The sequence below is a fragment of the Bacillus cereus group sp. MG4 genome (genome assembly GCF_040460055.1).
Taxonomy (GTDB): Bacteria; Bacillota; Bacilli; order Bacillales; family Bacillaceae_G; genus Bacillus_A; species Bacillus_A wiedmannii.
The window spans coordinates 1,846,680-1,869,706 of record NZ_JARVGZ010000001.1 but is presented as its reverse complement, the minus strand read 5'-3'; the positions used below and the strand labels follow the sequence as shown (position 1 = coordinate 1,869,706).

Sequence of the window (23,027 nt, the reverse complement as noted above, 5' to 3'; positions counted from 1 at the left end):
AAGCAAATAGCGTGCCAAAATATATATTTGAAGAAAAGATAGTAGGAGCAACATATATTTTAGGGGAGATAAAAAATAGCAAGGGGATGAAAAAATATTGATTGGAGTTGCACTTTATTTACATGCTGTAAAAAAATTTATACAACTGTGAAATGACCCTGTCAATTTTTTTGACAATATTGAAGGGGAGAAAGATGTTTTGAGTTATTGAATGGATATAGGAACTAAATTGAAAAATATAAAAAATGCGTTACTTATAAGCAACGCATTTTTTATTTACGCTTTTAATTTCATCACAGTATCAGCATCAGGTGTTACATATACGGTTTGCTGATTGTCGTACGTAACAAAACCAAGTTTTGCACCACTCGGTTTTTTGACATGGCGTATTTTGGTGAAATCTACAGGAACAGAACTAGAATCTTTTGCTTTACTGAAATAGGCAGCGATTTTAGCAGCTTCTAACACGGTTTCTTCGGTAGGTTCAAGAGAACGTATGACAACATGAGACCCAGGGATATCTTTCGTATGTAACCAAATTTCATCACGACGGGCAAACTTCGTTGTTAAATAATCGTTTTGCTTGTTGTTTTTACCGACGAAAATTTCTGTTCCGTCACTAGCTAAATATTTGTCTAATACCGGTTTAGTTGGTTTCTTCTTAGCATTTTTTGCTTTACGATTGCGCATATAACCTTCTTCAGCTAATTCCTCGCGAATTTCTTCAATATCTTTTGAAGAAGCAGCTTCCATTTGTTGAAGTAAGCTATCAAAATAAAGAATTTCTTCATTTGTTTTTTCGATTTGTTCTTCTACAACAACAACTGAATTTTTCGCTTTTTGGTACTTTTGGAAATAGCGTTGCGCATTGTCAGATGGTGTTTTTAAAGGATCTAATGTAATTTTTACAGTTCCGCCATTTTCGTCGTAATAGTTAACGACTTCAATATCTTTATCACCTTTTTTCAAAGCGTACATATTGGCTGTAAGTAGTTCTCCAAATAGTTGATATTTATCTGCTTTTCCGGCATCTTGTAATGTTTTTTCTAGTTTAATGAGTTTCTTCTCATTTTTATTTTTTTCGTTTTGCATAAAGCGCTCTAAATCATAAGCTTGTTGTTTTACACGGTCGCGCTCTGCTTTTCCGAAAAAGAAACGGTCTAGCAATTCACTAACAGATGAGAATGTCTTGTCTTCTCCTTGCAAGTGTGCAAGAGGGAAAAGATAAAAGAATTCTTTCCCATTTGAAGTAGTCATTGTTGGTGAATATGTATGAGTTAGTAATGGTTTTTGTATGGAGAAAAATGCGTCCGCTAATGCTTTTTCATTTACCATACCTGCTTTTTTCACTACTTCTTTTGCGAATAACGGCGAAATTCCCGTAAAGGTGCCGACAAGCTGTTTATCCATGTTTCCAGATAGAAAGTCTAGCGGTCTAATAAATTCATCATTTGTTTCAATCTGGAGTGGGTTAATTTTATGTTGTGCTGGTGGTGCAATGTACTCCGCTCCAGCATATACAGTTCGATGTCGGTTTACCGCTAAAGAAACGTGTTTTAAGCTATCTAAAATATTGTTTGTTTTTGTATCTACTAAAATGATGTTACTATGTCGTCCCATTATTTCAATTACTAATGTTTTTAGCGATTCGTCACCAATTTCATTTCTGCTACGAACTGTAATTTGAATAATGCGCTCTAAATCAATTTGTTCAATTTTTTCAATGAACCCACCTTCTAAATGCTTACGAAGAAGCATACAAAACATTGGCGGAAGTGCAGGTGAATCGTAATTTTGATTTGTTAAGTGTAAACGTGCATATGTCGGATGAGCGGAAAGAATTAGTTTTTGATTTTTTCCGTTTGCTCGAATATGTAATAAAATCTCGTATTTTGAAGGTTGATATATTTTGGAAATTCTTCCTGTGTAAAGAGAATTTGCAATTTCATGTGTAATTGCTCTTGTAAATAATCCATCGAATGCCATAAATGAACACTCCTTTCTAACTAAAAGTTAATTATAGCATTTTTTTGGACGAGGCTGAATAAGCTTTCAATAGAGTATGTCTGGAATCAGGAGGTCGATAGCGGGATGAACTGGTATGGAATGCGCGCACACGAAGTGGAAGAAAGAACGAATACGAATGTGAAGGTTGGGCTTACAGAGAAGGAAGCAGAAGGGCGAATAAAAAAATTTGGTACAAATGAATTAGATGAAGCCAAAAGGCCTTCTGCACTGATGGTATTTTTGGCGCAGTTTAAAGATTTTATGGTACTTGTTTTATTTGGTGCAACAATAGTTTCAGCTTTTTTAGGTGAATACATTGATTCTATTGCGATTGTTGCGATTGTTATTATCAATGGTATTCTTGGCTTTTTTCAAGAAAGAAAGGCTGAAAAGTCACTGGAAGCTTTAAAAGAGCTAGCCGCCCCGCAAGTTACTGTAATGCGGAATGGAAATTGGGTAAAAGCACCGTCTAAAGCACTTGTTTTAGGTGATATCATTAAATTTTCTAGTGGTGATCGTATTGGGGCGGATGTACGTCTTGTTGAGGCATCAAGTTTATATATCGAAGAATCAGCTTTGACAGGAGAGTCAGTACCGGTGCAGAAGAAGGTAGAAGCTCTGCAGGGGCAAGATGTTTCAATTGGTGATCAAAAAAATATGGCTTTTATGGGTACGATGATTACACGAGGAGCTGGAACAGGGGTCGTTGTAGCAACTGGTATGAATACAGCGATGGGCCAAATTGCAAATATGTTACAAAATGCAGAGCAAATGGAAACACCACTGCAAAGAAGATTAGAGCAACTCGGGAAAATATTAATTATTGTGGCTCTTATTTTGACAGCGCTTGTCGTATTAGCCGGTGTGTATCAAGGGAATGAAGTGTATCATATGTTTTTAGCAGGCGTGTCGCTAGCTGTTGCTGCTATTCCTGAAGGATTACCAGCAATTGTTACAGTAGCTTTATCGCTTGGTGTACAGCGTATGATTAAAAAGAGAGCAATTGTAAGGAAGTTACCAGCGGTAGAAACGTTAGGATGCGCTTCTGTTATATGCTCTGATAAAACAGGAACAATGACGCAAAACAAAATGATGGTAACACATATGTGGTCAGGTGGGGAATTATGGAAAGTTACGGGTCAAGGATATGAACCTAATGGCTCTTTTTTGAAAGGTGAAAAAGAATGCGATCCAGCTAAAACAAAAGCACTATATCAACTACTAACATTTGGTTCACTTTGTAATAACGCAAATATTATTCAAAAGAAAAAGGCGTATGTATTAGATGGAGATCCAACTGAGGGAGCACTTGTAGCTGCAGCAATGAAAGCGGGGATAACGCGTGAGGCACTGAAAGGGAAATTTGAAATTATTCGTGAATTTCCATTCGATTCAACTCGAAAAATGATGAGTGTTATTGTGCGAGATAGAGAGGGGAAAAAGTTTCTTGTTACGAAGGGAGCACCAGATGTCCTCCTGCAAATGAGTCAAACGATTTTATGGGGGGATAAGCAACAACCGTTAAGTGAGTTATATAGAAAAGAAGTACAGGCGGCTATTCATAGTTTAGGTAGTCAAGCGCTCCGAACAATTGCAGTTGCATTTAAGCCATTAAAATTAACAGATTCTATTGAACATGAAAGAGACGTTGAAAAAGATTTTATGTTGGTCGGGATACAGGGAATGATTGATCCGCCAAGACCAGAGGTAGAACAGGCTGTAAAAGAGTGCAGAGAAGCTGGTATTCGAACAGTGATGATTACAGGAGATCATAAAGTGACAGCAATGGCAATTGCGGAACAATTAGGGGTTTTACCACCTGGTGGACGTGTTGTTGAAGGAGTAGAACTCGCGAATATGGATGTAGAGGAACTAGAAAGTGTTGTAGAAGATACGTATGTATTTGCTCGAGTATCACCTGAACATAAATTGAAGATTGTTAAGGCGTTGCAAAATAAAGGGCATATAGTAGCGATGACAGGTGATGGAGTAAACGATGCTCCGGCTATAAAAACAGCGGATATTGGGATAGCGATGGGAATTACAGGGACAGACGTTGCGAAAGAAGCTTCTTCTCTTGTTTTGCTAGATGATAATTTTGCTACGATTAAATCAGCAATTAAAGAAGGTAGAAATATATACGAGAATATACGTAAGTTTATTCGTTATTTATTAGCATCGAACGTAGGAGAAATTTTAGTCATGTTATTTGCAATGTTACTTGCATTACCGCTGCCGATGGTTCCCATTCAAATTTTATGGGTGAACTTAGTGACTGACGGATTACCGGCGATGGCATTAGGATTGGATAAGGCGGAAGGAGACGTTATGAAGAGAACGCCGCGTCATCCGAAAGAAGGGGTATTTGCTAGAGGGCTTGCCTGGAAAATTATAAGCCGTGGCTTTCTAATTGGAGCAGTGACGTTAGTAGCGTTTATTATTGCATATAATCAACATCCAAATGAACTGAAATATGCACAAACTGTGGCGTTTGCGACGTTGGTACTTGCACAACTTATTCATGTATTTGATTGCCGAAGTGAACATTCTATCTTCCACCGTAATCCGTTTGGGAACGTGTATTTAGTAGGAGCGGTTATTATTTCTTTACTGTTAATGTTAGTGGTTATATATTACCCACCGCTACAACCGATCTTTAGTACAATGCCAATACAAGCAAGAGATTGGTTGTTAATTGGAGGTTTGTCATCAATTCCGACCTTCTTATTAGTAGGTTCTTTATTAACAGGGAAAAAGAGGAAGAAGGAAAAGCCAGTATTATATAAGAAGGGATTAAACTTGAAATAGTCAATGATATGAAAATGTGATATAATTTACAGAAGGTAGTAGAGCCTTGTCTCTATTACCTTTTTCATTGAGTTATTTCATGGCTTGGATGTGATAAAAATGATTTGTAGTATGACAGGATTTGGAAGATCGAAAGTGGAAAATGATACTTTTCAAATTACAGTAGAAATGAAATCGGTGAACCACCGTTTCCTAGAGATGAGTATTCGACTTCCGAAGCAAATGATGATATTTGAAGAAAAAATTCGTAAAATAATTGCAGAACAAGTTCGGCGTGGACGCATTGAAGTGTCTATTAGTATAACGGGTGAAGGGCTTGTTGAAAGAAAATTAAGTGTGAATTGGTCGCTTCTTGAGCAGTACCAATCGATTATGGAAGATATAAAAGGAAAATTTCAATTACAAGATTCTATTACACTTCAGCAATTAATGGAAATGCCAGAAGTAACAGCGATTGAAGAAGTAGAAAATGTAAATGAACAATTTGAGAACGGTTTATATGAGGCTGTTCGCCAAGCTGCTCATATGTTAAAAACGATGAGAGATGGCGAAGGAGAACGATTACATAAAGATATAGCGTATCGTTTACAAGAGATTCACAATTGTGTAAATGCAATTATTCCGCATGTACCGATTGTTACACAAAAATATCGTGAACGATTAGAAAATCGCTTAAAAGAATTACATAATCAAGATCTAGATGAACAAAGATTGTTAACAGAAGTCGCAATCTTTGCAGAGCGTTGTGATATTCACGAAGAGTTAATTCGTTTGCAAAGTCATTTAGAGCAATTTCGTGAAACACTGCAGATTGAAGAGCCTGTTGGAAGGAAAATGGATTTCATCGTGCAAGAGATGCATAGAGAAATTAATACGATTGGTTCTAAGGCAAATGACTTAACAATTTCAAAATATGTTGTAGAAATGAAAAATAACCTTGAAAAAATTCGTGAACAAGTACAAAATATTGAGTAGCTTTCAAAAAATATATAAAGTTATACGTGGTGGAGAAATCGGATAGACTTACTAGGAGGCGCAAACTATGGCCATGCGGTTTTTAAATATTGGATACGGAAATATTGTATCTGCTCATCGAATTATTGCTATTGTAAGTCCGGAGTCAGCTCCTATTAAACGAACAGTACAGGAAGCACGCGAACATAATGCTTTGCTTGATGCTACGTATGGGAGAAAAACAAGGGCGGTTATTGTTATGGATGATGGGCATGTGGTATTAAGTCCAATTCAGCCAGAGACGATTGCACATCGTTTGAATAATAAAGAAGATTTAAGTGAGGAAGGGTAGGTTTTACATATTTATGAGAAGTAGAAGAGGATTGCTCATCGTTCTTTCAGGACCTTCTGGGGTTGGTAAAGGAACGGTTCGAAAAGAGCTGTTTAGTCATGAGGATACACGTTTTCAGTACTCCATTTCAGTAACGACACGTAAGCCACGTGAAGGTGAAGTAGATGGTGTGGATTATTTCTTTAAAGAGAGAGAAGAATTTGAGGAAATGATTCATAATGAAAAATTACTGGAGTGGGCTGAGTTCGTAGGTAATTATTACGGAACACCGATTGACTATGTTGAAAAAACATTACAAGAAGGAAAAGATGTATTCTTAGAAATTGAAGTGCAAGGAGCAATTCAAGTTAAGAAAGCTTTCCCAGAAGGTGTATTTATTTTCTTAGCACCTCCAAGTTTATCTGAACTAAAGAACCGTATTGTCGGCCGTGGTACAGAAACTGAAGATGTTATTGAAAATCGTTTAACGGTAGCGAAAGAAGAAATCGAAATGATGGACGCTTACGACTATGTTGTAGAAAACGATCAAGTTGAATTAGCTTGTGAAAGAATTAAAGCAATTGTGGTTGGTGAACATTGCCGCCGCGAAAGAGTAGCAAAATATTATAAAGAAATGACGGAGGGTCTATAATTATGTTAAATCCATCAATTGATTCATTATTAACAAAAATCGATTCTAAATATACACTTGTAACAGTAGCTGCAAAACGTGCGCGTGAAATGCAACTTGCTGATAACTGTGTTATCGAGCAACCTGTTTCTCATAAATGTGTAGGTAAATCATTAGAAGAAATCGATGCAGAAGTATTAAAATATGTACCAAGCGAAGGCAAAATCATCGATTAAGACATTCTTTTCGACAAATTAAAACATAGACCTTATAATTTTCTATGTAACGGTAACAACCTATTTACAAGTAGGTTGTTATTTTTTTACGATAGGGAAGAAATATTGGTACTGATGAGCTGGGAATTCTGTTTCAGTATTATAAGTTTGAAAAAGAAAGAGGACGAGCCATATGCTAAAAGGGAAAAAGATACTTCTATGTGTAACAGGAGGCATTGCGGTCTTTAAAGCGGCTGCGTTAACTAGTAAATTGACACAGGCTGGTGCTATTGTAAAAGTAATGATGAGTGAGTCGGCAATGAAGTTTGTTACGCCTCTTACATTTCAAGCACTTTCTCGCCATGACGTATATACAGATACATTCGATGAGAAAGACTCGGCTGTTATTGCACATATCGATTTAGCAGATTGGGCAGATGTAGTACTTGTTGCACCTGCTACTGCCAATTGTATTGGGAAGTTAGCTGGTGGTATTGCAGACGATATGATTACAACTACTTTGTTAGCTACTACAGCCCCAGTGTGGATTGCACCTGCTATGAATGTGCATATGTATGAAAACAAAATTGTACAAAAAAATATGATGACGTTGAAAACGTTAGGATATACATTTATTGAGCCTGGAGAAGGTTTTTTAGCGTGTGGTTATGTTGCGAAGGGAAGACTAGAAGAACCGGAAGCAATTATTGCACGGTTAGAAGAGGCTTTTTCCGAACAAAAACCGTTGCAAGGAAAAAAAATATTAATAACTGCTGGCCCAACTCGTGAAAAGATTGATCCAGTGCGTTTTATGACCAATTTTTCTTCTGGGAAAATGGGATATGCAATTGCGGAAGTGGCAGCGAACTTAGGTGCTGATGTCATACTTGTTTCGGGACCGACAGCATTAAACCCACCATTACATGTAAATACGGTACAAGTGGAATCTGCACAAGATATGTTAGAAGTAGTTCTGCAACAGTATCAAAACGTAGATGTTGTCATTAAAACAGCAGCAGTTGCAGATTATCGCCCGAAATATGTTCATGATAATAAAATGAAAAAGAAAAATGGTGATGCTGTAATCGAACTTGAGAGAACAGTAGATATTTTAAAAACGTTAGGTGAGATGAAGGATAAACAGTTACTTATCGGTTTTGCGGCTGAAACGACAAAGGTAGAGGAATACGCAACAAAAAAATTACGTGAGAAAAATGCGAATATGATTGTTGCGAACGATGTAAAGGCACAAGGAGCTGGATTTGGTACAGATACAAACATTGTAACAATGTATAGAAAAGATGGAGAAGTTATCGAGTTACCACTTTTAACGAAGAAAGAGGTTGCTCGTGAAATATTAAAGCAAATTGAAATGATGTTAGAAGATGATCGTCTATGAAATTTGCAAGTGTAATTGTTGATGTACCTGCACGTCAGACAGATCGACCATTTGATTATATTATTCCTAAAAAGTGGGAAGATATTGTTCAGACAGGCATGCGTGTAGTAGTTCCATTTGGCCCAAGGAAATTGCAAGGCTTTATTATTGGGATCAAAGATTCGGCTGAAGTAGAAAGTAAGAAGCTAAAGACAATCCATGAAATATTAGATGTAACACCAGTTTTAAACGAGGAATTATTAAAGCTTGGATATTGGCTTACAAGCGAAACGTTATGTTATATGATTTCAGCCTTTCAAGTCATGCTTCCAACGGCGATAAAAGCTACGTATAAAAAGCGTCTACAACTTCGTAAACAAGAAGAAGTAGCACCTGAACTACTGTTTTTATTTCAGGACAAAGAAGCAATAGATTGGGAAGCTATTGAGACGCAGCCGCATCTATACCGCACGATTCAACAAGAAATTAAAAATGGCACGATTGAAGTTGTTTATCAGGTAAAAGATAAAGTGCAAAAGAAGAAACAAAGAGTCGTTCAACCGGAGTTGTCAGAAGATAAATTGGAATTAGCAGCATTTGAACTGAAAAGTAAAAAACAACAAGATGTACTCTATTATTTTGTGGAAAATTATAAAAGTGTGCCGTTGAAAGTGATAACAGAAGAGTTGCAAATAACAGACGCTCCGATTAAAGCACTTGTTAAAAAGGGGCTAATTTCAGAAAAGTATGTGGAAGTGTACCGAAATCCGTATGACGATGATGATTTTGAACAAACGAAACCATTCCCACTTACGGAGGAACAAAAGCAAGTTATTGCACCGATTTTATCATCAATTACAAATGAAACTTACAATCCATTTTTACTATATGGTGTTACAGGAAGCGGAAAAACAGAAGTATATTTACAATCTATAGCAGCGGTGCTCGCGAAAGGGAAAGAAGCTATTGTACTTGTTCCTGAAATTGCACTAACGCCTCAAATGGTAGATCGTTTTAAAGGCAGATTTGGCTCGCAAGTTGCGGTTCTTCATAGTGCGCTGTCTGTTGGAGAAAAATATGATGAATGGCGTAAGATTTTAAGAAAAGAAGTGAAAGTCGTAGTTGGTGCACGTTCAGCTGTATTTGCTCCTTTTGAAAATTTAGGGATTATTATTATTGATGAGGAGCATGAATCGAGCTATAAGCAAGAAGATAATCCGAGGTATCATGCAAGGGATGTAGCTGTCTGGAGGGGGCAATATCATAAATGTCCTATCGTTCTTGGTAGTGCAACACCGACACTTGAATCGTTTGCAAGAGCGAAAAAAGGTGTGTATGAATTACTAACGATGGAAAAACGTATGAATAAACAAGCGTTACCAACAGTAGAGATTGTTGATATGCGTGAGGAACTTCGTGACGGGAATCGTTCCATGTTTTCGAAGGCATTGCATGAAAAAATAGCAGATCGATTAGAAAAGAAAGAACAGATGGTGCTCTTTTTAAATAGAAGAGGTCATTCTACATTTGTTATGTGCCGTGATTGTGGGTATGTTGTACAATGTCCGCATTGTGATATCTCGCTGACATATCATAAAATAAACCATCGTTTAAAATGTCATTACTGCAGTCACGAAGAGAATATGCCGACTGCGTGTCCTGCTTGTCAAAGTACATATATTCGTTTCTTTGGTACAGGTACACAAAAGGTAGAAGAAGAAATTACAAAACTATTTCCAGAGGCACGAGTCATTCGAATGGATGTAGATACGACAAGTCGCAAAGGAATGCATGAAAAATTATTAAAGGCGTTCGGGGAAGAAAAAGCAGATATACTACTTGGAACACAAATGATTGCGAAAGGATTAGATTTTCCTAAAGTAACTCTTGTCGGGGTTTTAACTGCAGATACGATGCTTCACTTGCCTGATTTTCGAGCGAGTGAAAAGACGTATCAGTTATTGACGCAAGTAAGTGGACGAGCAGGCAGACATGAATTGCCAGGGGAAGTTATAATTCAAACGTATACGCCAGAACATTACAGTATAGAGTTAGCAAAGAACCAACAATATGATGTGTTTTTTGACCAAGAAATGCAAATGAGACGAACAAGACAATATCCACCTTATTACTATGTTGTACTTGTAACAGTATCTCATCCAGAATTATTAAAGGCAGTGCAAGTGACGGAAAAAATTGTCGGTCATTTACGGGCGCACTGCACAGAGCAAACGATGGTGTTAGGACCGGTTGCTTCAGCAATTCCAAGGATAAAAGATAGATATCGTTATCAATGCATGATAAAATACAAACGGGAACCAAACTTAAAGAACGTGCTCAAAATGGTAAATGAACATTATCAAGCAGAAATGCAAAAAGAGCTACAAATCTCAATTGATTTTAATCCAACAATGTTAATGTAGCGGAGGGAAATATGGCAGTTTTAGAAATAGTAAAGCATCCAAATGAAGTGTTAGAAACACCATGCGAAAGAGTAATTAACTTTGATAAAAAGTTAGTGAAATTGTTGAAAGATATGCATGAAACAATGTTAATTGCGGACGGAGTCGGTTTAGCTGCGCCTCAAGTAGGTGTAAGCTTGCAAGTTGCGGTAGTTGATATCGGTGATGATACGGGGAAAATCGAGTTAATCAATCCATCGATACTAGAAAAACGTGGTGAACAAGTAGGTCCCGAAGGCTGTCTAAGCTTCCCGGGACTTTATGGTGAAGTGGAACGTGCGGATTATATTAAAGTACGTGCTCAAAATCGCCGAGGTAAAGTATTTTTACTAGAAGCAGAAGGATTTTTAGCACGTGCAATTCAACATGAAATCGATCATTTACACGGTGTGTTATTTACATCGAAAGTGACAAGATATTATGAGGAAAACGAATTAGAATAGGGTATTAAAAGGAGCGGTTTTTGAATGATAAAAGTAGTATTTATGGGAACACCGGACTTTTCAGTGCCGGTGCTTCGTCGTCTTATCGAAGATGGCTATGATGTAATAGGTGTTGTGACGCAGCCTGATCGTCCGGTAGGTAGAAAAAAAGTATTAACACCTACACCTGTTAAAGTTGAAGCAGAAAAACATGGTATTCCGGTGTTACAACCGTTAAGAATTCGTGAACAAGACGAATATGAACAAGTCTTGGCATTAGAGCCAGATTTAATTGTAACAGCTGCTTTCGGTCAGATTGTACCAAATGAAATTTTAGAAGCACCGAAGTATGGATGTATTAACGTCCACGCGTCTTTACTACCTGAACTTCGTGGTGGTGCACCAATCCATTATGCAATTATGGAAGGTAAAGAAAAAACGGGTATTACAATTATGTATATGGTAGAGAAATTGGATGCTGGTGATATCTTAACGCAAGTAGAAGTCGAGATTGAAGAGCGTGAAACGACAGGCTCTTTATTCGATAAGTTAAGTGAAGCAGGGGCACACCTTCTATCTAAAACAGTACCTTTATTAATTCAAGGTAAGTTAGAACCAATTAAACAAAACGAAGAAGAAGTAACATTTGCATATAATATAAAACGTGAGCAAGAGAAAATTGATTGGACAAAAACAGGTGAAGAAGTATACAATCACATTCGCGGATTGAATCCATGGCCAGTCGCTTATACGACTTTGGCAGGACAAGTTATTAAAGTATGGTGGGGAGAGAAGGTCTCTATTACAGAGAAAGCTGAACCAGGTACAATAGTAGCTCTTGAAGAAGATGGATTTGTTGTTGCAACAGGGAATGAGACAGGTGTTAAAATCACTGAATTGCAACCTTCTGGTAAAAAACGTATGAGTTGTTCGCAATTTTTACGTGGCACAAAACCTGAAATTGGAACGAAGTTAGGAGAAAATGCATGAGACAAAATGTTCGTGAGTTAGCTCTTGATGGCTTAATTCAAGTAGAAAAAAGTGGTGCATACAGTAACTTACTTTTAAATAATCTAATTGAAAAAAATGCAATTGATAGAAAAGATATTGGTTTGTTAACTGAAATTGTATATGGAACGATTCAACGTCGTGACACATTAGATTATTATTTACAGCCTTTTTTAAAAAAGAAGGTTGAGGCGTGGGTAAGAGTATTACTTCGCTTATCTTTATATCAAATGATTTATTTAGACCGAGTGCCAGAAAGAGCGGCTATTCATGAAGCAGTTGAAATTGCAAAGCGTCGTGGGCATAAAGGGATTGCTGGTATGGTAAACGGGGTATTACGTTCGATTCAGAGAGAAGGGGTACCTTCTGTAGATGAAATCAAGGATCCAATAGAACGTTTGGCAATTGCAACAAGTCATCCAATGTGGCTTGTGCAAGACTGGGCTTCTGAATATGGTTTAGAGACAGCAGAGAAAATGTGTGAAGTGAACATGTTACCCCCGGTACCAACAGCGCGTGTAAATGTTGATAAAATAACAGTAGAAGAAGCAATTGAGTTGTTGGCTGGTGAAGGTATAGAAGCGAAGCGCGGCGATTTATCAGAGGATGCAATTCAAATTGAAAGAGGGAATGTAGCGCATACAGATGCGTTCAAAAAAGGTTTTCTTTCTATTCAAGATGAAAGTTCTATGCTTGTAGCACGCGCTTTAGAACCGAATGAGGGAGATGAAGTTCTTGATAGTTGTGCTGCTCCGGGCGGAAAGACAACGCACATTGCAGAGCGATTAAAAGGAACAGGTCAAGTTATGTCTCTTGATTTACATGCACACAAAGTACGTTTAATTAAACAACAAGCGGAGAGACTTGGTCTAGAAAATGTCGAAACAAAAGCACTAGACGCTAGAAAAGTACAAGAACACTTCGCGAATGAAACATTTGATAAAATATTAGTAGATGCACCATGTTCTGGATTTGGTGTGATTAGACGTAAACCTGATATTAAGTTAGGTAAAAATAAAGGCGATAGTGAAAGATTATCGACGATTCAACTTGCAATACTAGAAAAAATAGCACCGTTATTAAAACAAGGTGGTCGCCTTGTTTATAGTACGTGCACAATAGAAAAAATAGAAAATGAACAAGTAATAAAGCAATTTTTACAAGAGCATCCTGAATTTGAATGGGATACTACGATAAAAGATCGCATGCCAGAAAAGTTAAATCCGTATATTGATGAAGGTCAAGTGCGAATTTTACCGCATTATTTTGCAACAGATGGCTTTTATATTGCTTGTTTAAGGAAGAAGGTGTAGCATCGTGGAAACGACTGTGAGAAAACAAAAGAAAAATCTAGAAACGAAGAAACCATCAATTTATTCTTTACAACTTCATGAAATGCAAGATTGGTTAAAGGAACAAGGAGAACCTAAATTCCGTGCAGGACAAATCTTTGATTGGCTATATAAAAAACGTGTAAAAAATTATGACGACATGTCGAATCTTTCTAAAGGATTACGCGATAAATTGTCGAATTCCTTTGATATTACTACTTTAAATACATTAGTAAAACAAACATCTTCTGATGGAACAATTAAATTTTTATTCCAATTATATGATGGCTATTCTATTGAAACAGTGTTAATGCGACACGAATATGGAAATTCTATTTGTGTAACAACACAGGTTGGATGCCGTATTGGTTGTACGTTCTGTGCATCTACACTTGGTGGGTTAAAACGAAACTTAGAGGCTGGAGAGATTGTAGCGCAAGTAGTAGAAGTGCAACGTGCACTTGATGAAACAGAAGAACGTGTAAGTTCGCTTGTTGTTATGGGAATTGGAGAGCCGTTTGATAATTACGACAACTTAATGTCATTCTTACGCATTGTAAACCATGAAAAAGGAATTCATATTGGTGCAAGACATATGACAGTTTCAACAAGTGGAATTGTTCCAAAAATTTATAAGTTCGCTGAAGAAGATATGCAAATTAATTTTGCGATTTCATTGCATTCTGCAAATACAGAGTTACGTTCAAAATTAATGCCGATTAACCGTGCTTATAAGCTACCAGACTTAATGGAAGCTGTTAAATACTATGTAAATAGAACAGGGCGTCGTATTACGTTTGAATATGGCTTATTTGGAGGAGAAAATGACCAAGTTGAGCAAGCTGAAGAACTTGCTGCGCTTTTAAAAGGTGTAAAATGTCATGTAAACTTAATTCCGGTAAACTACGTACCTGAACGTGATTATGTACGTACGCCACGTGAACAAATTTTCTTATTTGAAAAAACGTTAAAAGATCGTGGAGTGAATGTAACAATTCGCCGTGAACAAGGTCATGATATTGATGCAGCCTGCGGTCAGTTACGTGCGAAGGAGCGTAAAGAAGAGACGAGGTGACGAGATGAAAGCCGTGTTTCTATCAGATAAAGGAAAAGTTCGTCAACATAATGAAGATAGTGCGGGAGTTTTTCACAATTTAGATGGAAATATTTTAGCGGTAGTAGCAGATGGAATGGGAGGTCATCGAGCTGGTGATGTAGCTAGCTCGATGACCATTCAATTATTCCATGATTATTGGAAGCAAACGCATAATATGAATGAACCAAAAAAAGTAGAAGAGTGGTTACATACGAGTGTTGGGATTATTAATGAGCGTATATATGAGTACTCTAAGCAACATGTAGAATGTAATGGTATGGGAACAACACTTATAATAGCGATTTGTACGCCAAACTTTGTGACAATAGGTCATATAGGAGATAGTCGTTGTTATATGGTATCAGAGGGAGAAATCTCGCTTGTAACGGAAGATCACTCACTTGTAAATGAACTTGTAAGACATGGTGAAATTTCAAAAGAAGACGCAGAATATCACCCGAAAAAGAATGTTTTGTTAAGGGCATTAGGAACAGAAGAAAAAGTCGGATTAGATGTTAAAACATTGGTGCTTGAGGAAGATGATCAGTTACTTCTTTGCTCGGATGGTTTATCTAACAAAGTTTCTATTGCTGATATGCAACAAATTTTACAGTTAAATGAACAGCTTGAAACTAAGGGACAACGTCTCATTCAATTGGCGAATGATCGTGGCGGGGAAGATAATATCACCCTTGTTCTTATTGATTATGCGGGTTCGACAAACGAAAGTAGGTGAAGTGCAACGTGCTGATTGGAAAACGCTTAAATGACCGTTATAAGCTGCTGAAAATGATTGGTGGTGGTGGAATGGCCAATGTGTATTTAGCTCATGATGATATACTTGGCCGAGATGTAGCGGTAAAAATATTAAGACTCGACTATTCAAATAATGAAGAGTTTATTAAACGTTTCCATCGAGAAGCGCAGTCTGTTACAACGTTGTCGCATCCAAATATTGTGAATATGTATGATGTCGGAGAAGAAGATGGTATATATTATCTTGTAATGGAGTATGTACCAGGACAAACATTGAAGCAATACATAATTGAGCGAGGGATGTTACCTATAGGAGAAGCTCTTGATATTATGGAGCAGTTAACATCCGCCATGGCACACGCCCATCATTTTGAAATTGTGCACCGTGATATTAAACCGCACAATATTTTAATTCGAGCTGATGGAGTAATAAAAGTAACAGATTTTGGAATTGCGACAGCTACAAGTGCAACAACAATTACACATACAAATTCGGTACTCGGTTCGGTGCATTACTTATCACCAGAACAAGCACGCGGCGGGATAGCAAATAAACAATCAGATATTTATTCCCTAGGAATCGTTATGTTTGAGTTGTTAACAGGAAGACAACCGTTTTCTGGCGAATCTGCTGTTGCTATAGCTTTAAAACATTTACAAAGTGAAATTCCGTCTCCAAAGAGATGGAATGAAAATATTCCGCAAAGTGTCGAAAATATTATATTAAAGGCAACTGCGAAAGATCCGTTTCACCGATATCAATCTGCCAATGCGATGAAACGAGATATTGAAACTGCGCTATATCCAGAGAGGATAAATGAGCAGCCATTTTACATACCGGAAGATATGGAAGCGACAAAAGCGATTCCGATTATTCAACAAGAACAATTATTCGAAAATGTAACTGATGAAACAATTGTTTTAAAAGGAAGTAAAGTGGATGAACAGAAAAGAAAAGAAGAAACGGAATTAAATAAGAAGAAAAAACGAAGTAATAAATGGATCAAAGTTTTAATTACGACATTTTTACTTTTAGCAATTGGAATAACGTTAGCGCTTACTGTTATTCCGGGATTCTTTATTCCAAAAGATGTAAAAGTCCCTGATGTGGCTGGTATGAAGTATACGACAGCAGTAAATAAATTAGTTGAAAAGGGTTTTGAGGTTACGGAACCTAATATTGTATATACAGATGATGTTGAAACCGGTGATGTGATAAAAACAGACCCTGTGGCAGGTAGAGTCGTGAAAGAAAACTCTAAAATTACTATCTATCAATCAGGTGGAAAAAAGAAAAGTAAGATGAGTGATCTCACAGGAAAAGATTTTGAGAGTATAAGGAATGAATTAGAAGAAAAATATAAGCAAGTTACAATAAATTATATTGAAAATGATAGGCCAAAAGGTGAAATCGTAGAGCAAATTCCGACGCCTGATCAAATGGTAGTAGAGGCGGAACAAGAACTGAAAATTTGGGTAAGTAAAGGTCCTTATCAAATTAGACCAGGTGATTTTTCAGGATGGACTGAAAATAGCGTAAACGGTTATTTGAATGAGAGAAAGCTAACTCCAGATATAAAACGAGAGTATTCCGATACTGTTGATAAAGGACTTGTAATTTCGCAATCTCCAAAACCAGGAACGCCGTTAAAAGAAGGAGATAAAGTGACGATTATCATCTCAGAGGGGCCTAAGCCGAAAGTAACGAAAACAGTGAAAGTGGATAATATTTCTATTCCGTATGAGTCTTCTATAATTGGTGAGAAAAAACCGCAAACAATAGAAATTTATAAAGAAGATATGCAACAAAAAATGGATAGACCAATTGAAACTAGAACAATTTCAGAGTCGGCAACTATTTCTTTAGAATTTGTAATTCAAGAAGGTACAAAAGGACACTATAAAATTGTACGAGATGGTGTAACGATTATCGACAAAGAAGTACCATACCCAACTCAATAATAATGACTTCCATTTTCTTTCTAGAGGGGATGGAATGTATTACTCTTGCCTGTTATGCTGTCTACATATAGTGGACTGTATAACAGGCAAAAATATATGATTCAAAAAGCTATAAAAGTGATACTGTTATAAATAATATTTTAAATTTGATGGTAGATTAAATATATTAACTTGTATATATGACGGGTTTTGAAATAAGTATTTAAAGAATTTTAAACCATTTAATATTAATGACAGCTTCACTTTATACAAAATAAAGGAGAATTATATGCCAGAAGGAAAAATTGTAAAAGCTCTAAGTGGATTTTATTATGTGCAGCATGAAGAAGGGATTACACAATGCCGTGGGCGTGGTGTGTTCAGAAAAAATAAAATTACGCCACTGGTAGGAGACCAAGTTGTCTTTCAAGCAGATAATCCAACTGAAGGATATGTGCTTGAAGTATTTGATCGGAAAAATGAACTTGTTAGGCCTCCTATTGCTAATGTTGATCAAGCAATTCTCGTTTTCTCTGCAGTAGAACCAGATTTTAATCCGGGACTATTAGATCGATTTTTAGTGCTGATTGAATATCATAACATTAAGCCGATTATTTGCATTAGTAAGATGGATTTAGTGGATGAAAAAATGAGAGAGACTGTTGAATCTTATGCAAATGACTATCGTGAAATGGGATATGATGTATTATTTACTTCTATAAATACATCGGAAAGTATTGATATTTTAAAACCATTCTTAGAAGGTTGTATTTCTGTCGTTGCAGGGCAATCTGGTGTTGGAAAATCTTCTATGCTTAACGTTTTACGTCCAGAGTTAGAACTGAAAACGAATGATATTTCTTCGCATTTAGGACGTGGGAAACATACGACAAGACACGTGGAATTAATTGCGGTTGGAAGCGGACTAGTTGCAGATACACCTGGTTTTAGTTCACTTGATTTCATAGATATAGAGGTAGAAGATCTTACATATTGTTTTCCAGAGTTGAAAGAAGCGAGCCAATACTGTAAATTTAGAGGGTGTACACATCTTTCTGAACCGAAATGTGCTGTGAAGACAGCAGTTGAAGAAGGGAAGATTACAGAATATCGTTATAAAAATTACAAACAATTCGTAGAAGAAATTAGAGAGAGAAAGCCGAGGTATTAGTTATGATTAAAATTGCACCATCGATCTTATCAGCAGATTTTTCAAAATTAGGGGAAGAGATTAAAGATGTAGAAAAAGGTGGAGCGGATTACATTCACGTCGATGTAATGGATGGACATTTCGTACCAAATATTACGATTGGACCATTAATTGTAGAAGCTATCCGTCCAATTACATCTTTACCATTAGATGTACATTTAATGATTGAAAATCCTGATAACTATATCCCGACTTTCGCAAAAGCGGGAGCGGATATTATTACTGTTCATGTAGAGGCGTGCCCTCATTTGCATCGTACAATTCAGCTAATTAAGTCTCATGGCATTAAAGCGGGAGTTGTATTAAATCCGCATACGCCAGTTTCGACAATTGAGCATGTATTAGAAGATATCGATATGGTATTGCTTATGACAGTAAACCCTGGATTTGGTGGACAGAAATTTATCCATTCTGTATTACCGAAAATTAAACAAGTGGCAGAAATGGTTAAAGAGCGCAATCTAGAAGTAGAAATTGAAGTTGATGGTGGTGTAAACACTGAAACAGCACGACTTTGTGTTGAAGCAGGAGCAAATGTACTTGTAGCTGGATCAGCAGTATACAATCAAAAAGACCGTGGTGAAGCAATTCGTGTCATTCGTGGATAATGAATGAACGAGTCTTTATCCTAGTGAAACTGCTAGTGTAGTAAGTTTTCACTATTTATAAAGGATAGAGAAAAAATATGTAAAAAGGCAATCTACCGAATGGCAGATTGCCTTTTTACAATAGAAGGGGAAGGAAACATGATTATTCATATTTTAGCGGGTGGACCTGCGGAATATTGTGCAGATTTTTCTCGATATGAAAATGAGAAAGTAGTGTGGGCGGCAGTTGATAGAGGAGTATATCGTCTATTAAAAGGAGGGATTACTCCAGCTGTTGCATTTGGAGATTACGATTCAGTTACTGAAGAGGAATTAGTATGGATGGGCCAGCAAACAAATGACTTACATATTGTTCCTCGTGAAAAAGATCAAACAGATTTAGAAATTGCGATTAATTGGGCGTTAGAACAAAATCCGATATTGATTCGTATTTTTGGTGCCACCGGTGGAAGGCTGGATCACGGTTTAGCAAATATACAGATGCTTTTAAGAGGGTTAGAAGTAGGGATAGAAATGTGTATTGTAGACAATAAAAATGAAATAAGCGTGAAAAAAGTGGGTACACATATAATTGAAGAAAATAAAAATTTCCCTTATGTATCTTTTGTGCCGGTTACTGAAATAGTAGAAGGGATTACATTACTTGGTTTTAAGTATCCTCTAACTAATAAAACAATAGAATGGGGATCAACACTTTGTATTAGTAATGAACTCGTTGAGGAAAAAGGTACTTTTTCATTTACTTCTGGCATATTAATGGTGATAAGAAGCACTGATTAAAGAAACAATTTTGCTCCTTACATCATATAGTGAACAAGTGGAGTAATGGGGATTAGGAGGGAAACCATGAGATTTTATACAATTAAGTTACCTAAATTTCTTGGTGGAATTGTTCGTGCCATGTTAAATACCTTCAAAAAAGATTAAAAAAAGCACCTATTACCGGTGCTTTTTCCATTGTCATAGTAAAAAAAGAGCCTATCGGCTCTTTTTTTTATTATTAAACACGTTCGATTTTGCCAGATTTTAATGCTCTAGCAGAAACGTAAACACGTTGAACTTTTCCGTCGATGCGTACGCGAACTTTTTGAAGGTTAGCGCCCCATTTACGTTTTGTAGCGTTCATTGCGTGAGAACGAGAGTTACCAGAACGAGCTTTTCTTCCAGTGATAGCACAAACACGAGCCATTTATATTTCCCTCCCTTGATACCTTACCATACGTAATTTTTCAATGTTAGTCTTTTTTGCGATGCTAAAAACACTACTATAATTTAACACAACTAAAAAGAGAATGCAACACCGTAGAAAAAAGAAATCAAGAAAAATTACTTGACACCATATGTCGATGATGAAAAGTTGAAATCAAGAAAAATTGCTTGACATATTATAGTGGTACATGTTGTATAATAACAATGGACTATTTTGCTCATCATAAAAAATGTGATTTAAAACATAAAATATGAGAGTGAAAAGAAAGAACGATGGAATTTTCTTTAAAAAGATTATATGATAGTAACTAAAGTAGTCTAGCTCACTTTCACCATTTATGAAGGGGGAAACGAGATGTCAATTGAAATTAAAACGAAGTATGGTCAAATTGATATTAGTACAGATGTAATTGCAACAATTGCTGGAGGTGCCGCAGTAGATTGCTACGGTATCGTAGGTATGGCATCAAAAAATCAGTTAAAAGATGGTTTAACAGACATTTTACGAAAAGAAAACTTCACTAGAGGTGTTATTGTTCGTAAAGATGAAGATGAAGTACATATTGATATGTATATTATTGTGAGCTATGGTACGAAAATTTCAGAAGTAGCACATAACGTGCAGACGAAAGTGAAATATACATTAGATCAAACTGTAGGACTAGCAGTAGATTCTGTAAACATCTACGTACAAGGAGTTAAAGTAATAAACTTGTAATGTGCATTAAGGAGGAAAATCTGTGTCAATTCAAAAAATTGATGGGAAACGTTTATCACAAATGATCATGCAAGGAGCGAATAATTTAACAAATAATGTTCAGCTTGTTGATGCATTAAACGTATTTCCGGTTCCAGATGGCGATACCGGTACAAACATGAACTTATCAATGACTTCAGGCGCACGTGAAGTGAAAGCAAATCCTTCACAGCATGCTGGTAAAGTCGGCGTAAGTTTAGCCAAAGGATTATTAATGGGAGCACGTGGTAACTCTGGAGTTATTTTATCTCAGTTGTTCCGTGGTTTCTCTAAATCCATTGAACAAAAAGAAGAATTAACAACAGTTGATTTTGCTGCAGCTTTAGATGCTGGGGTAGAAGCGGCTTACAAAGCGGTTATGAAACCGATTGAAGGAACGATTTTAACGGTTGCAAGAGAAACGGGTAAATATGCAGTGACAGTTGCGAAAAAACAGCGCGACTTTGTTTTGTTTATGGAAGACGTTGTGAAAGAAGCGAATGCATCGTTAAATCGTACGCCGGATTTATTACCTGTATTAAAACAAGTTGGCGTTGTAGATAGCGGTGGTAAAGGTCTTGTTGTTGTATACGAAGGATTTTTAGCTGACTTAAAAGGAGAAACGATTTCTTCTAATGTGTCTGCCCAACCATCTATGAATGACATGGTACGCGCAGAACATCACCGTAGTGTACAAAGCCAATTGAGTACAGAAGATATTAAGTATGGATATTGTACGGAATTCATGGTGAAATTAGAGCCTGAAAAAATGAAAGAACATAATTTCTCTGAACAAAAATTCCGTGAAGATATTAGTGTGTACGGAGATTCACTACTTGTTGTATCAGATGATGAGGTTGTTAAGGTTCATATTCATGCGGAACATCCTGGAGATCCTATGAATTATGGACAACGCTATGGTAGTTTAATTAAGATTAAAGTAGAAAATATGCGTGAACAGCATACTGCTTTATTAGATGAGCCTACTATGATGCCTGAGCCAACTAGCCAGTCTAAAGAGAAACAACCGTACGGTATCGTAACTGTTGCTATGGGATCTGGTATCAAAACTTTATTTGAGAGCATTGGCGCGACGAAAGTTATCGAAGGTGGCCAAACGATGAATCCAAGTACGGAGGATATTGTGAAGGCGATTGAAGAAGCGAATGCTGAAAAAATCATTATTTTACCGAACAACGGAAATATCGTGATGGCAGCAGAACAAGCAGCGTCAGTTGTGGATCAAGAAGTGATTGTAATTCGTTCAAAAACAGTTCCTCAAGGTATGGCTGCAATGTTAGCATTTAATCCAGTGGGAACGTTAGAAGAGAACGAAGAAAACATGAAAGAAGCTTTATCTCATGTGAAAACCGGTCAAATTACGTATGCTGTACGTGATACGGAAATTGATGGTGTAGCGATTCAAAAAGATGATTTCATGTGTATTGCAGATGGAAAAATTGTATCAACAAACGCTGCAAAAGTAGGAGCTGCAAAGCAATTACTAGAAGCACTTATTGATGAAGATTCTGAAATTGTAACGATTCTTCAAGGTGAAGATGCAACTGACGAAGAAGTAGCTGAGTTAGTTGCATTTGTAGAAGAGAATTTTGAAGATGCAGAAGTAGAAGTACATGCTGGAAACCAACCGGTGTATTCGTTCATCTTCTCTGTAGAATAAGAGAAAATTCGTTTTGGAAATAAATGGATTGCTTACTTGCTAATGGATAAGAAGTAGTAATATGAAGTTTATTACTAGTTTTTATTCAAAAGGCTAGCATATTGAAGATAAAAAAGAGCCTTGCTGCTAATAGTGAGGCTCTTTTCTTTCGTATTGTTTATGAGGGATTTGAGTAGTTTCTCTAAGAATGCCTATGATAGAATATATAGGGTGAAAGAGAGCGATTACAGATGTCAATAGTAT

General features: G+C 36.7%; 21 protein-coding genes. 19 read left to right on the top strand and 2 right to left on the bottom strand.

All coding sequences use genetic code 11. The features are described from left to right. Positions 1-276: 276 nt before the first annotated feature. Positions 277-1,986: an Rqc2 family fibronectin-binding protein gene (locus tag QCI41_RS09715; RefSeq protein WP_000863260.1), complete on the bottom strand. Its 1,710-nt coding sequence runs from the start codon at positions 1,984-1,986 to the stop codon at positions 277-279. 105 nt (positions 1,987-2,091) lie between these two features. Here QCI41_RS09715 and QCI41_RS09710 point away from each other — a divergent pair, with 105 nt between their 5' ends. The 17 genes from QCI41_RS09710 (at position 2,092) to spoVM (ending at position 20,085) form a co-directional block, all read left to right on the top strand. Continuing rightward, positions 2,092-4,815: a calcium-translocating P-type ATPase, SERCA-type gene (locus QCI41_RS09710; RefSeq protein ID WP_353837558.1), complete on the top strand. Its 2,724-nt coding sequence runs from the start codon at positions 2,092-2,094 to the stop codon at positions 4,813-4,815. A gap of 99 nt (positions 4,816-4,914) precedes the next feature. Beyond that, complete coding sequence (locus QCI41_RS09705; RefSeq protein ID WP_353837559.1) at positions 4,915-5,790, top strand: YicC/YloC family endoribonuclease; 876 nt, start codon at positions 4,915-4,917, stop codon at positions 5,788-5,790. A gap of 67 nt (positions 5,791-5,857) precedes the next feature. Beyond that, positions 5,858-6,121: an extracellular matrix/biofilm regulator RemA gene (gene remA, locus QCI41_RS09700; protein WP_001251456.1), complete on the top strand. Its 264-nt coding sequence runs from the start codon at positions 5,858-5,860 to the stop codon at positions 6,119-6,121. Positions 6,122-6,134: 13 nt separating this feature from the next. Beyond that, on the top strand, positions 6,135-6,752 hold the full coding sequence (gene gmk, locus QCI41_RS09695; protein ID WP_353837560.1) for a guanylate kinase: 618 nt from the start codon (positions 6,135-6,137) through the stop codon (positions 6,750-6,752). A 2-nt stretch (positions 6,753-6,754) separates the two neighbouring features. Continuing rightward, entirely contained in the window at positions 6,755-6,967 is a 213-nt protein-coding gene (gene rpoZ, locus QCI41_RS09690) for a DNA-directed RNA polymerase subunit omega (RefSeq protein WP_000933965.1), read from the top strand. 172 nt (positions 6,968-7,139) lie between these two features. Continuing rightward, on the top strand, positions 7,140-8,345 hold the full coding sequence (gene coaBC / locus QCI41_RS09685) for a bifunctional phosphopantothenoylcysteine decarboxylase/phosphopantothenate--cysteine ligase CoaBC (protein ID WP_000911721.1): 1,206 nt from the start codon (positions 7,140-7,142) through the stop codon (positions 8,343-8,345). Then, on the top strand, positions 8,342-10,747 hold the full coding sequence (gene priA / locus QCI41_RS09680) for a primosomal protein N' (RefSeq protein ID WP_353837561.1): 2,406 nt from the start codon (positions 8,342-8,344) through the stop codon (positions 10,745-10,747). The genes coaBC and priA overlap by 4 nt, the downstream gene beginning before the upstream one ends. An 11-nt stretch (positions 10,748-10,758) precedes the next feature. Then, the gene (gene def, locus QCI41_RS09675; RefSeq protein ID WP_000279468.1) at positions 10,759-11,229 is read left to right on the top strand and encodes a peptide deformylase; all 471 of its coding nucleotides are present in this window, start codon (positions 10,759-10,761) and stop codon (positions 11,227-11,229) included. A 24-nt stretch (positions 11,230-11,253) separates the two neighbouring features. Beyond that, positions 11,254-12,198 carry a methionyl-tRNA formyltransferase gene (gene fmt / locus QCI41_RS09670; protein ID WP_353837562.1) on the top strand — a complete coding sequence of 315 codons (945 nt, stop codon included), beginning with the start codon at positions 11,254-11,256 and terminating at the stop codon, positions 12,196-12,198. After that, positions 12,195-13,529 carry a 16S rRNA (cytosine(967)-C(5))-methyltransferase RsmB gene (gene rsmB / locus QCI41_RS09665; protein WP_001249653.1) on the top strand — a complete coding sequence of 445 codons (1,335 nt, stop codon included), beginning with the start codon at positions 12,195-12,197 and terminating at the stop codon, positions 13,527-13,529. The genes fmt and rsmB overlap by 4 nt, the downstream gene beginning before the upstream one ends. A 4-nt stretch (positions 13,530-13,533) precedes the next feature. After that, on the top strand, positions 13,534-14,622 hold the full coding sequence (gene rlmN / locus QCI41_RS09660; protein WP_000450539.1) for a dual-specificity RNA methyltransferase RlmN: 1,089 nt from the start codon (positions 13,534-13,536) through the stop codon (positions 14,620-14,622). A 4-nt stretch (positions 14,623-14,626) separates the two neighbouring features. After that, on the top strand, positions 14,627-15,379 hold the full coding sequence (locus QCI41_RS09655) for a Stp1/IreP family PP2C-type Ser/Thr phosphatase (RefSeq protein WP_000648694.1): 753 nt from the start codon (positions 14,627-14,629) through the stop codon (positions 15,377-15,379). 8 nt (positions 15,380-15,387) lie between these two features. After that, positions 15,388-17,361, top strand: coding sequence for a serine/threonine protein kinase PrkC (prkC, locus tag QCI41_RS09650; RefSeq protein ID WP_064459844.1), 1,974 nt, complete (start codon positions 15,388-15,390; stop codon positions 17,359-17,361). Positions 17,362-17,629: 268 nt separating this feature from the next. Further along, the gene (gene rsgA, locus QCI41_RS09645; RefSeq protein ID WP_001113945.1) at positions 17,630-18,511 is read left to right on the top strand and encodes a ribosome small subunit-dependent GTPase A; all 882 of its coding nucleotides are present in this window, start codon (positions 17,630-17,632) and stop codon (positions 18,509-18,511) included. 2 nt (positions 18,512-18,513) lie between these two features. Continuing rightward, on the top strand, positions 18,514-19,158 hold the full coding sequence (gene rpe, locus QCI41_RS09640; protein ID WP_000589963.1) for a ribulose-phosphate 3-epimerase: 645 nt from the start codon (positions 18,514-18,516) through the stop codon (positions 19,156-19,158). Positions 19,159-19,257: 99 nt separating this feature from the next. Beyond that, complete coding sequence (locus tag QCI41_RS09635; protein WP_002008369.1) at positions 19,258-19,938, top strand: thiamine diphosphokinase; 681 nt, start codon at positions 19,258-19,260, stop codon at positions 19,936-19,938. A 66-nt stretch (positions 19,939-20,004) separates the two neighbouring features. Continuing rightward, complete coding sequence (spoVM, locus tag QCI41_RS09630; RefSeq protein ID WP_001213599.1) at positions 20,005-20,085, top strand: stage V sporulation protein SpoVM; 81 nt, start codon at positions 20,005-20,007, stop codon at positions 20,083-20,085. 73 nt (positions 20,086-20,158) lie between these two features. Here spoVM and rpmB read toward each other — a convergent pair whose 3' ends face one another. Then, positions 20,159-20,347 carry a 50S ribosomal protein L28 gene (rpmB, locus tag QCI41_RS09625; protein WP_000124776.1) on the bottom strand — a complete coding sequence of 63 codons (189 nt, stop codon included), beginning with the start codon at positions 20,345-20,347 and terminating at the stop codon, positions 20,159-20,161. 375 nt (positions 20,348-20,722) lie between these two features. On the opposite strand from rpmB, the gene QCI41_RS09620 reads away from it, so the two are divergent. Both QCI41_RS09620 and QCI41_RS09615 read left to right on the top strand, forming a co-directional pair. Continuing rightward, on the top strand, positions 20,723-21,085 hold the full coding sequence (locus tag QCI41_RS09620) for an Asp23/Gls24 family envelope stress response protein (RefSeq protein ID WP_000021109.1): 363 nt from the start codon (positions 20,723-20,725) through the stop codon (positions 21,083-21,085). A gap of 22 nt (positions 21,086-21,107) precedes the next feature. After that, positions 21,108-22,784, top strand: a complete 1,677-nt coding sequence (locus QCI41_RS09615; protein WP_000027123.1) for a DAK2 domain-containing protein — start codon at positions 21,108-21,110, stop codon at positions 22,782-22,784. Positions 22,785-23,027: the final 243 nt, after the last annotated feature.